Source organism: Gracilibacillus orientalis (genome assembly GCF_900114645.1).
GTDB classification, from domain to species: Bacteria; Bacillota; Bacilli; order Bacillales; family Amphibacillaceae; genus Gracilibacillus; species Gracilibacillus orientalis.
Genome location: NZ_FOTR01000022.1, coordinates 16,779 through 28,722 on the forward strand (window position 1 = coordinate 16,779; position 11,944 = coordinate 28,722).

An 11,944-nucleotide genomic window follows, 5' to 3' on the forward strand; every position below is an offset into this window, starting at 1 on the left:
CTCGCTTTTTCTGAGGTTTCATTGATCTTCGCTGCATCATGTACATGATTGCCTGTATCCTTTTTATGCTAATTAGAAGACATTCACATGGAAGTTATGAACCCTGATGAAATTCCTGATGGAGCTTTTGTATGTATGGTATTACTTTCTCAAAATGGTCAGGATAATTGAATTCTAGTCTGTCTGCTAGTTTCTTTGCTTGTTGTTGAAATAGTTTTTGCATCAGAAATAAGCCATTCCAGCATTTGTCCATGGAATTTAATTGATAGGTTTCCTGTAATGATTCCAACATATTGGCATCCATATAATGATGCAGAAATTTATAAGCAGCACCAAGATTTACTTTGAAATAATACTCTGCCCCAACATTCCATGCTATCATCCGTAACAATTCCTCCCTTAATACTCTGTCCAGATGATTGGTCGCATATAAAAATTCCCCTCGGCACAATCCTTTAGCGATATAAGGAGATACCCACCAAAATTCATTACAGGAATCCGTGAATTGTTGTGCGGTCGGCCGTTTTACATAATGACTGCTTTCATCTGGTATTGGCGGGGTTGCTATTAAGTTATCCTTATCTACTACTATTCTGGTTAAACTGTCATTTTGCATGTAGGAATCCAATTCTTCCAACGGTATTAGCATCAAATCTATTCTGTTGCCATCTGTAAATTGCATTAAAAAGGTAAACCAGTTACCTAACGTGGCAGGAGATAAACTTGATTCCTCAGGTGTCTGCATTATCATTCGCTCACCGAAATAATCAAGCCACTCCCTGTTTTGGAGCAAGGAATCCATTTCTGTTACTATGTAAACGATGTCATAATCTTGGAAGTGATCTTTTTTGACATTAGTATTCGTTCGCGAGCCATTCATTCCCACCACACGGACTCTATCCTCTGCTTTGGCAAAATCAATAACTAAATCCATCATTTCTTTCTCGCTACGCATCTATTACTCCCCCTTTCAAGAAAATTAATAACAGAATGCCCAATCGACACAACTTTTCACCAGACATGATTCGAACTAGACAAATAGTCCACCTTTTATAAAAAGGATAAACACAACCATTCAGTCATATTTATCCTTTCAATTATTCGTAAATTCCATATGTTCGATTCACATCTTGTACGAAGATGATGCCGTTTCCGGGTTCGTTTATTTTCAAGTCTTCACTTATTTTTTCACAAATGGCATCAGTATAATTTTCGTCTGAAAGTATCATAACGACTTCTTTTTCAGGTTCAATATCCATCGAGAACAACTTACTCGTCTCATGAACGCCTGATCCACGTGCATTAATTATCGTTCCACCTTTAGAGCCACCTTTTTGCGCTGCTTCAATAACCTCTTCGGCATTCCCTTTGTCGACAACCACCATAATATTTTGATACATGATCTCTTCGTCACCTCTCTCATCATCATCGTCAATTTGACAACTTCTTGTTCCCATCAGACTCCTTAAAGATGTGGTAAAAATGATCCCATGGTTCGGCTTATCAATACGAAACACTCTGTTTAAATGTTCTAATGCTTTTTTAGTTGTTTTACGATTGGAGATCATCATAACAATTTCTTTTCGCATATCTGTGATCGACAATAAATTCAATAATTTATTACTGATCGTTCCTTTTCCAATAAAAAGAGTTCCGCCTTTCACACCACATTTTTTGGCTTCTTTTAAAATTTTACTACCCATACCAAATTTAACAATTACATATATAATTTCAAAATGAGGTGTTTTATCATTAGGCAACATTATTCCATGCCTCCTTTTCTCGACTTCATCTTAAAGATCAGCCCTAATAATTGCAGTGTAATAAGTGGTGTTAGTGCTACCATTGCTATCATACCAAATCCGTCCACGATTATGTCTGCACCTTCAATCGCATCCGCCGCTCCATGGGTGAATGCCAGGATAAAGGTTGCGGTCATCGGTCCTGATGCCACACCACCAGAGTCAAATCCGATACCTACAAACAATTTCGGTGTCACATACATCAACGCAACAGCTATTAGATAACCTGGTAATAGATAATGCCACAATTGCAATTCTGGAATTAAAATGCGCAACATCGATAAGGCAACGGCAATTCCGACTCCGATTGCCAGTGTAAATAGTACCACTTTACGTTTTACATAACCACTTGTTACATCCTCAATTTGATTCGTTAATATATATACGGCAGGCTCAGCCAATATTGTGACAATCCCTAAGATTAAACCGATAATAACAATATACGCTTTATTGTCCAAGGAGGCAATACTATGTCCCAGTTCTGTTCCTAATTCCATAAATCCTGCATTTACCCCAACTAAAAACAGCACTAATCCAACAAAAGTAAAGACAAGGCCTGTTATTATTTTGCGAAAAGTTGTTTTCGACAGTTTAAACAACAGCTTTTGGAAAATTAAAAATATCACAATGATTGGTAATAGAGCGAGGATTACTTCTTGTGCAATATGTCCAAATTCATGAAGAAACGGCCCAAATATAGATCCCGAAACACTATGGTCTTGCTCCATCGTTCCTGCCAGTTCCTCTTGATTCGTGATGATACTCATTAACATCACCGCAATAATCGCACCGACTGATGCAATCGCTACAAGTCCGAAACTATCTTTTTCCGATGCTTTACTGTCTTTTTTCAATACAGAAATACCAATCGATAATGCTAGGATAAAAGGTACCGTCATCGCACCTGTTGTGGCACCAGATGCATCAAAGGAAATCGCTAAAAACTGGGGCGAGGTGAAGATAGCAATCACAAATATAATCCCATACAGTACGGTAAGTATTTTAAATAACGGAATGTTGTGCACAATTCGTACGAGCCCCAGCGAAAGTAAGACTGCAATACCAAGTGATACAACTACCACTAATATAAACTTTCCAATCGCTCCTGCTGTCACCATCTCCACCTGTCCTGCCAAAATATGCAGATCTGGTTCGGCAATGGATATGATAAATCCTAACAATAATCCGGCTACGATAACAATCCATAAGCGATTTGACTTCGCAATAGCTTTCCCAAGTTGTTTACCAATGGGAGTGATTCCTAGATCAACACCTAATAAAAATATCGATAAGCCAATAATTATAAAAACTGCTCCTATTAAAAAGCGGATAATTAAAGTGGCATCAAGTGAAGTCAAAGTAAAATTTAATATCACAACAATAATAGTTATGGGAAGAACAGCTAGTACAACTTCCAGGAGTTTTGACATTAAAATATTCAAATCAGATACATTCCTCTCTTCTTTAGATGTTTATTTTTGTCTCTATTGTTAGTAATTAAATGATAGAACGGAAATAAATATTGGGGAAAAACGTAGTTAACATTATTATAGCATAAGAAAATAAGTTCCCACAAAGCAGACACTTTTTGATACCTGTCTGCTTGGGTTTCGGTCACTTTTCAAAATAGGCTCCAAATACAGTTTAGCAACAGGTACTTGCAGCCTGTCGTTATATTATCCTGTTTTTATGGCAAAAATGTTGAAACTACCCGTAAGCAAAACAAGAATTCCATATTCTATTCATGGGAGCTATAGACATGAGACAAATATCAACTATTCAACTTTTCGCCCTCATAGTAACATTTGAGATTGGTAGTACGACATTGTTTGCCTTAGGCGTTGGAGCTAAACAGGATGCATGGATCGTAGTGTTAGTATCTTTTATTCTCAGCTTTATTTTATTATGGGTGTATACTCAAATACCTAAATATTACCCCCAACAGAACTTTGCGGAGATTTTACATGACTGTCTGGGTGTCATTCTAGCTAAACCCCTATTATTTCTTTACAGCATGTATTTTCTAGGTCAAGCGACACATAATTTCTATGAATTTGGTGTCTTGATCAAAATAACTGCCCTGCCTAATACACCACTTCTCGTTATTCTTTATTTATTCATTGTGGTGATGATATATATTTTGCATAAAGGAATCGAAGTCATAGCTAGGTCGATTGAAATATTTATACCATACCTTTTCTTTTTCTTACTTGCCGCTTATTTTCTAAATATGATTTCCGGTGAGTTTGAGTTAACCAATTTATTACCCATTTTTGGAGAGGGATTTCAACCAATCCTTGCAGAAGTCCCAAAAGTTGTAGCCTTTCCTTTCGGTGAAATGGTAGTCTTTCTCACTATTTGGCACTATGTCAAAGAGCAGGGGTATATCCGCAAAACAACATTTATTGCTGTTTCAGTTTCAACGTTTTTATTATTAATCGCTCAGATTGTCTTTATTGCTGTCCTCGGTGTAGAACTGACAGCGAGTTCAGAGATACCCTTACTGGAGGCAATGCTCTCAGTTCATGTTGCCATGATTTTTACCAATCTCGATATTATCGGTGTGTTTATCATGTTTATCGGAGGATTTTATAAAACAGCTATGCATTTTTTTGGTTTTTCCTTGATGTTTACTTGGTTACTAAATAAATCAAATTCTAAATGGGTTATTACAATTTTTGGTTTAGCACTTCCTTTTCTATCTATACTGCGTTTTGAAAATTTAGACGATCAGAGATGGAAAGGAATGGAAGGTTCTGTTTACAATATTCTGTTGTATGCACTCCTGCCTTTATTACTCCTTCTTATTATCAAAGTGAAAAAGAAGCATCATCAATAACTTTTCAAAATATGTTCCAGATACAGTTTAGCAACATTTATATCTGTTAGTCTCGTGAGTGTCCTGCTTCCAACAATATCTTCTATTTCATTTAACAGGAGTCCCCCTTTTTCGTTAAAGACAAAATCAATACCTGCAAAATCGGCAGGTAAAATAGTGAGGATTTTATGTACCAGTTCATGCTCTGACGGAGATAATCGATACCATTCTGCCTTGCCACCAAGCGTATAATTCGCACGAAAATCGATGTTCGATTCTCGAAGCACACTGCCAATCACTTTACCTCCCATGACAAAGACGCGCAGATCCTTTCCTGGAGTTGCCAATGATTGTACAATGTACCTCTCACTCGTTAATGACGGCAAATCTTCTAACGAATAAAGCATATGTACCTGGTTACCACTTCTTCCGTTAACTGCCTTTATTATAATAGGAAAACGGAAGGTATGCTTTTCTAATTCATTTTTGTTTATAAATTGTGTATCTACCATTGGAATTCCACGAGTGGCAAATAGTTGGTGTGTTTGTGCTTTATCATTGGCAATTGCCGCAACTCTTGAGTCATTAAAGACTCGAATACCTTGTAATTCGAATTGCTGAGACAAGAGTGGATCAATTGCCCTCATGATGACAAAATCAGGTTTATCTTTATCTTTCCAATCAATAAAAAGGTGTCCATCTCGAATGCCATATGTTAGCTCATGATAGATGACAAGCTCGATCTTCATTCCAAGCAGTTCTGCTTCTGTTTGCAACCAATCAATAAATGCACTATTCTTTTCTGCGTCCTCTTTACGATAAATCAGCCAGCCCTTATACTCCATTGTTCGTTCTCCTTTTTTATCTTTATCCTCTAGTATAGCATGTTCTTTTAAATACAGGCACACTTGTAACCTTTCGTTATATTATCCTGTTTTTATGGCAAAAATGGTAAAACTATACCCGTTCTTAATAAAGATAGTCGCAATCTATACATGGGAGTTATGAGACATGAAACAAATATCAACTATTCAGCTTTTTGCCCTCATAGTAACATTTGAGATTGGAAGTACGACATTGTTTGCCTTAGGTGTTGGAGCTAAAAAGGATGCATGGATCGTAGTGTTAGTGTCTTTTGTTCTCAGCTTTATTTTATTATGGGTATATACCCAAATACCTAAATATTACCCAAAGCAGAACTTTGCGGAAATTTTACATGACAGTCTGGGTGTCATTCTAGCTAAACCCCTATTATTTCTTTACAGCATGTATTTTCTAAGTCAAGCGACACATAATTTCTATGAATTTGGTGCTTTGATCAAAATGACTGCACTGCCTAATACACCGCTTCTCGTTACTCTTTATTTATTTATTGTAGTTATGGTTTATATTTTGGATAAAGGAATCGAAGTCATTGCTAGGTCGATTGAAATATTTATACCATACCTTTTCTTTTTCTTACTTGCCGCTTATTTTCTAAATATGATTTCCGGTGAGTTTGAGTTAACCAATTTATTACCCATTTTAGGCGAAGGATTCCAGCCAGTCCTTACAGAAACTCTGAAAGTAGTAGCCTTTCCTTTCGGTGAAATGGTAGTCTTTCTCACCATTTGGCACTATGTCAAAGAACAAGGATATATCCGTAAAACAACATATATTGCTGTTTCAGTTTCAACGTTTTTATTATTAATCGCTCAGATTGTTTTTATTGCTGTTCTGGGTTCAGAACTGACAGCAAGCTCAGAAATACCCTTACTGGAGGCAATGCTCTCGGTTCATATTGCTATGATTTTTACCAATCTCGATATTATCGGTGTGTTTATCATATTTATCGGAGGATTCTATAAAACAGCTATACATTTTTTTGGTTTTTCCTTAGTGTTTACTTGGTTACTAAATAAATCAAATCCTAAATGGATCATTATTATTTTTGGTATAGCACTTCCGTTTCTTTCGATACTGCGTTTTGAAAATTTAGACGATCAGAGATGGAAAGGAATGGAAGGGGGGGTTTACAGTATCCTGTTGTATGCACTCCTCCCGTTGTTAATTCTGCTGATTATCAAAGTGAAGAAGAAACATAATAAATAAACAGTAATTTCCATCAGTTGGTTTTTACCAAACCTGATGGAAATCAAAAGGAGGATTCTCATGCTCATAGAGATGGAAGTACTAAAAGCAGACCCTTTCTTAGGCTTCTTAATATTTGGCGGACTTGCCTATGCTGTGGTCTTAATTCTTGTGCTTATTTATTATATTTTCAAGGGTTTCTTGCGCTAAGTTATTCTTGAGGATGTAAAGATCCCTGTAATAACCCTGCATTTAAAATTTCAACCTCAACCTTTATTTCATAAGGAACATTGGCAAATTCTTGTCCCCAATTATCTTTTACTTTTTTCCATACTTTGGGATACTTATTTCGTAACGACGATCCAAAACCGAAAATATCTGCTTGGAACTCTTCCTGTGCTTTTTTGATGACTTCTGCTACCCTATTTTCTATTTCTTTTTCTGCTTGCTTCTCTAGTTCAGCAACTAATTTAGGAAGCTCTTTTCTTGTTTCTGTTTTCTTTAATTCCTGCTGTTCCGTAATTTCCACTTGCTTTTTTATTTCAATAGTATAGGAGATATCTTTTTCATTCGTTACCTTTGGCTTAATACTTGAGTTAATATCAATTAATTTAAGTGTAGCGTATTTATCTTCTTTATAAGGAAAAGTTAGTCCCCCTTGCGCACTACTTCCGCCATGATTGGTAATCCAATTATACGCCATCGTTTCTTTGTTATTCATAAACCCAATAAGTTTGTCTTTATTAAATGCTGCCCCGCCAGACAATTGTACATCAGCTTCTGTATTCTGATTACTTTGATCAAAGCTTAAGACACCTAATACGGGACTCATTCCTTGCCGCAAGGCTTGCTTATAAAATTTCAATAAATTAAAAGCAACAGCTTCATACTCGGCATTGTCAAATAGGCTACTCAGAAAATTGGCGGAAACCTTTGAGATACTATTTTTTTGCTTTTCAAGGACAGAAGCAGCACTTGTATCTCTAGTCACTCCCAACCAGACATAACTTCGCACTACCTGCTCTCGTTGGAACGTTTCGAAAATTGACAGCAAACCTTCTTTGGCTACTTCTTCGCTAACAATCACCACTTTGTTATGGGCATAAAAGCCTTTTCGATCTATTTTGTGATTTGTTTTCCTAAGCATTTCAGATATCGATCTTCCCGTTACTGTAATCATTAAAAAAGGATCGTCTTGCGAAGCAACAAATGTACTCTCAGCAGATGGTCTTAAATATTGTGCAGTCAATTGGTATTCTCCCGTTTCTTCATCCATATCAATGGCCATCGCAGCTACGATTCCAATCTCTGTCAATTCTTGCACATCCCAGCAACCTGTTAATAAAATTACCATCATGAAAGGTATTAATTTCTTCATATGTTTACACTCCTAGGATGTATTTAAAATTTCTTTCGAACAATGGAACCTGGCTGTCCTTGTAAATCTTTCATTGGCGATCGAACAAATGTATCTCTCCATTCTTTCGCAACCACTGGCGCAAGTGGTGTTAGATAAGGAATGCTAAAGGATCTCAATGAACATACATGTCCAACTAAGAATAGCGTCCCCAATAATAAACCATAGAATCCAAAAGTTCCTGCTAAAAACAACAAAATAAATCGAATCAAAATGACGGTATTATTAACCGCTGTAACGACAAAGCCGCTGATAGCTGTCAATGCCACAACAATAACCATTGGTGCCCCTACCAGCCCGGCCTGCACTGCGGATTCTCCAATTACTAGTGCACCAACAATACTTACAGCTGAACCGATAGGTCGAGGCATTCGCACCCCAGCCTCACGAAGTAACTCAAAGATAACAATCATAATTAAGGCTTCTAACAATATCGGAAAAGGTACTCTTTCCTCAGCAGCTGCCATCGTTGTTAATAATAAGGCTGGTACCATTTCATGATGAAAAGTAGAAGCCGCCACAAAAACTGCTGGAGTAAAAACAGTTAGAAATAATGCAAGCAAACGAATCAAACGAACTATTGAAGATCGAAAAGTCCTTGAGTAATAGTCTTCCGGAACTTGCAGATTTTCAATAAATAAATAAGGAACTGTTAATACAAATGGCGTACCATCACACAATATAGCTACTCGGCCTTCCAATAATTTAGCAGCTACTTTGTCTGATTTTTCACTATTACCGATCGTCTGAAAGATTGACTTAGGATGATCTTCTATATATTGCTCTATATAACCTGTCTCCAGTACAACATCCGTCTCGATCGAGTTAAGACGCTTTCTTACTTCCTCTACTATCTCTTCTTTTGCAATACCATCGATGTAGCCAACCCGTACTTTCGTTTTGGTGTTTTCTCCGATGATGAATTCCTCAAAAACTAAATCAGGATTATTAATTTTACGGCGGAGCAAGGATGTATTTGTACGAATGACTTCGTTAAAGCCTTCTCTTGATCCCCTAATCGTTGCCTCCGTTTCGGGCTCTTCTACCCCTCTTGAGTGATAATGTTCTGTATTAACCAGTAAGGCACTGTCAAACCCATCGATAAATATCGCTGTTTGTCCCCGAAGTATTTTTTCGATTGCTTCGTCTAAACTAGACGTCTTATTTACAGACGAAGCCTTGATAATGTGGGAGTCCATATAGGAAATAAGTGAATTAGCGTTCACCTTTACCTTATTAAAATTAATTCCCAATAACGGGTCCATGACATTTTGGTGAATATACTCTTCTCTAACTAGTCCTTCTGTATAACATATAAATCCACGAGTATTATTTTTATCTTGTAACTGCAGGTCTCTGAACTGGATATCAATACTGTTGTTAAAGTTTTGCTTTAATGTGGATCGATTATCTTTTAACTGTATGCTTACCCTTCTAGCCATTTGTTTAGATTGCTGAGATTGTTGGGATCCTTTATTTTCACTACTTTTCCGAAGTCTCCTCATTTTTCTACTCTCATCCTTTATTGACATTTTATAGTTCTATTATTTGTAAAAAGGTAGAATAGATACAAAAAAACTGGACAAAAATTTGCCCAGTTAAAATAGGTTGCTTCTTATTTTATTCAGTGAGCGGAAATACCGCCATTCATGAGATAGTTTCCTTAATATAAGACATCATATTCTGTGTAATATCAATACCTGTACAATCATAAATGTTTTTAAAATGAGCATTGGAATTAATTTCACATAAAATCGGTTCATCATTTTCTCCAAAAAGGAGGTCAACACCTGCAAAGTCTGCTCCAACTAATTGACTACAGCGAACCGCCATTGCCTGTTCTTCTTCTGTTGGCTGATAACGATACATTTTGCCGCCTGTTGTTACATTTGCGCGGAAGTCTTGATCTGATTTTCTTAACATCGCGGCCACTACACGATCTCCTATAACATTTAAGCGCACATCTCGGCCGTAGCTTGATGCAATATACTCTTGAAAAAGGTGTGGTTTATGTTGTAATTCCTTTACTTTTTGCCGTAATTGCTGCTCATTATCAATCAAATATACTTGTTCACCAAAGGATCCGAATGTTTCCTTAATGACCATGGGAAAGCCAAGTATTTCGATTACTTGTGTAAGATGGCTGTCCTCTTCTAACGAAACAAAGACCTTTGGGGCAATTATCGTCTTCGGCATGCGAATACCTTGATTCGCTAACTGCTGATAGGTTAATGCTTTATCATCACAAATCTCAATCGCTTTTGCTGGGTTAAATAAGCGCAATCCCTGATCTTCCAGTTGCCTTGCCAAAAATAAATCCTTATCCCAAAAAAACACAAAGTCTGGCTCTTGTTTTTCAGTAAGTATTCGTGCCTGACCTTCTTCTATTGCAACAAGGAGTTGATTATTAGCGATCACATCTATGTCAAAATCAAACGTCCTCGCAGTGTTTTGTAGCCACTCGATTTGTTCAGAAAATTTCTTTGTATATAGATTACCATTAAAAATAATCCATCCTTTTTTTCTCATTACATGCCCTCCCCTAAAAGTTAACCCTCTAAAATAAATGGAGGGTTGCTTAATTAATGGAACAAGCCAGTTTCTCTCGATTTTTTCATTAATTTATGTGTGTACTTGTTCAATCGCGCTTTGAATAGCGCTCCCACCAGTAAGGCTACAAGTCCAAACATCGAGAGCACAATGGCATCATGTTGTACTCTACTCCAAACAATTCCTCCTACAGCCTCTCGCATCAAACTAATCGCATAGGTGAAAGGAAGAAAAGGATTGATTGCTTGAAAAAACTCTGGCAACAAGTCGACTGGATAGGTACCTCCAGCACCAGCGATTTGTAATACTAGAAAAACAATCGCTAAAGCTTTTCCAATGTCACCAAACACCGACACTAAGGTGTATACAATCAAAATAAATACAACGCTTGATAACAAGCCGAATAATATAAACCAAATAGGCTCCTTAATTTCTACACCAAGAAGATACATATCACCTACTGTCACAATTAAGGTTTGAACAAATCCAATCGTGATAAAGGTAAATAATCTACCAAAATAAATCTGCCTTCCTGTATATGATTCTCCATGATGAGGATCTGTTGCTAATAAAGAAATTAACAGCAATCCACCAACCCATATCGCTAAAATCGTATAAAACGGCGTCATTCCCGTCCCATAATTTTCAATAGGGAATAACTTATTTTGATTTAACATGACTGGTTCTTCAAAAAAGTTTCGTTCCGCATCAGGATCATTTTGTAACAATTCAATCATCTCTGATAAATCCGTTTTCCCTTCAACACTACGGATTTTATCAGCAAGTTCATTAATTTTTGTATTAATATATGGATATTCTGCTAAAACACTTTCCAGTAAGTCTTCTCCATCTGTTAAATTTGTTGCTGTTCTATTTAATATTTCTTGCGCTTCCGGTATGGTCTGTTGAATCTCCGTTAAAATGTTTTTTGCCGATTCTAACGAACTTTTCGCATGCTGAATTTCTTCTTTGATTCGTGGTTCAATCGTTTCCTTATACTCTGTAATAAATGCATCAAGTCGCTCATTTGTAAATTGAGCAGTTTCTTTTAAGTTAGCCATCGTTTCTTCTAATGCTTCATTATTTTCCGTGATCATCTCATCCGCTTGATTCAATTGTTCTTGTAAGTCTTGTAATGTTGCTTTCATTGATGTGAGTTGATTTAGTGCATTTTCAATCTGCTCTTGATTATTTGGCTGATCAGGATTTTGTTGATTCGGTTCTTCTCCTGTATCTCCGTCAGGTTCTTGATTACCTTCTTCTGATGTATTCTCATCCGCGTTACCT

11 protein-coding genes are annotated in these 11,944 nt (G+C 36.7%); 3 read left to right on the forward strand and 8 right to left on the reverse strand.

Going from position 1 to position 11,944, the window contains the following annotated elements; genetic code table 11:
- Positions 1–94 precede the first annotated feature (94 nt).
- The 3 genes from BM121_RS21295 to BM121_RS21305 form a co-directional block, all read right to left on the reverse strand.
- Positions 95–955, reverse strand: coding sequence for an aminoglycoside 6-adenylyltransferase (locus BM121_RS21295; protein ID WP_091486704.1), 861 nt, complete (start codon positions 953–955; stop codon positions 95–97).
- Positions 956–1,097: 142 nt separating this feature from the next.
- On the reverse strand, positions 1,098–1,763 hold the full coding sequence (locus BM121_RS21300; protein WP_091486707.1) for a P-II family nitrogen regulator: 666 nt from the start codon (positions 1,761–1,763) through the stop codon (positions 1,098–1,100).
- Complete coding sequence (locus tag BM121_RS21305) at positions 1,763–3,244, reverse strand: DUF1538 domain-containing protein (RefSeq protein ID WP_091486709.1); 1,482 nt, start codon at positions 3,242–3,244, stop codon at positions 1,763–1,765. The genes BM121_RS21300 and BM121_RS21305 overlap by 1 nt, the downstream gene beginning before the upstream one ends.
- Positions 3,245–3,561: 317 nt before the next feature.
- Between BM121_RS21305 and BM121_RS21310 the strand changes: the two genes are divergently transcribed.
- The gene (locus tag BM121_RS21310) at positions 3,562–4,641 is read left to right on the forward strand and encodes a GerAB/ArcD/ProY family transporter (RefSeq protein WP_175495522.1); all 1,080 of its coding nucleotides are present in this window, start codon (positions 3,562–3,564) and stop codon (positions 4,639–4,641) included.
- On the opposite strand, the gene BM121_RS21315 is transcribed toward BM121_RS21310, so the two are convergent.
- Positions 4,635–5,465: an ATP-grasp domain-containing protein gene (locus BM121_RS21315; protein WP_091486715.1), complete on the reverse strand. Its 831-nt coding sequence runs from the start codon at positions 5,463–5,465 to the stop codon at positions 4,635–4,637. The genes BM121_RS21310 and BM121_RS21315 overlap by 7 nt on opposite strands.
- Before the next feature lie 166 nt (positions 5,466–5,631).
- On the opposite strand from BM121_RS21315, the gene BM121_RS21320 reads away from it, so the two are divergent.
- Positions 5,632–6,711 (forward strand): GerAB/ArcD/ProY family transporter, encoded by a 1,080-nt coding sequence (locus tag BM121_RS21320; protein WP_091486717.1) that lies wholly within the window; start codon positions 5,632–5,634, stop codon positions 6,709–6,711.
- Positions 6,712–6,771: 60 nt separating this feature from the next.
- The gene (locus BM121_RS22575; RefSeq protein WP_281244836.1) at positions 6,772–6,900 is read left to right on the forward strand and encodes a hypothetical protein; all 129 of its coding nucleotides are present in this window, start codon (positions 6,772–6,774) and stop codon (positions 6,898–6,900) included.
- Position 6,901: 1 nt separating this feature from the next.
- On the opposite strand, the gene BM121_RS21325 is transcribed toward BM121_RS22575, so the two are convergent.
- From BM121_RS21325 to BM121_RS21340, 4 genes are all read right to left on the reverse strand, one after another.
- The gene (locus BM121_RS21325; RefSeq protein ID WP_091485504.1) at positions 6,902–8,068 is read right to left on the reverse strand and encodes a Ger(x)C family spore germination protein; all 1,167 of its coding nucleotides are present in this window, start codon (positions 8,066–8,068) and stop codon (positions 6,902–6,904) included.
- Positions 8,069–8,091: 23 nt separating this feature from the next.
- On the reverse strand, positions 8,092–9,612 hold the full coding sequence (locus BM121_RS21330) for a spore germination protein (RefSeq protein ID WP_091485506.1): 1,521 nt from the start codon (positions 9,610–9,612) through the stop codon (positions 8,092–8,094).
- Between the two features lie 142 nt (positions 9,613–9,754).
- Positions 9,755–10,636 (reverse strand): ATP-grasp domain-containing protein, encoded by an 882-nt coding sequence (locus BM121_RS21335; RefSeq protein WP_091485508.1) that lies wholly within the window; start codon positions 10,634–10,636, stop codon positions 9,755–9,757.
- Between the two features lie 53 nt (positions 10,637–10,689).
- Positions 10,690–11,944: YhgE/Pip domain-containing protein (locus BM121_RS21340; protein ID WP_139220301.1), on the reverse strand; the 1,255-nt coding region annotated here is incomplete at its 5' end.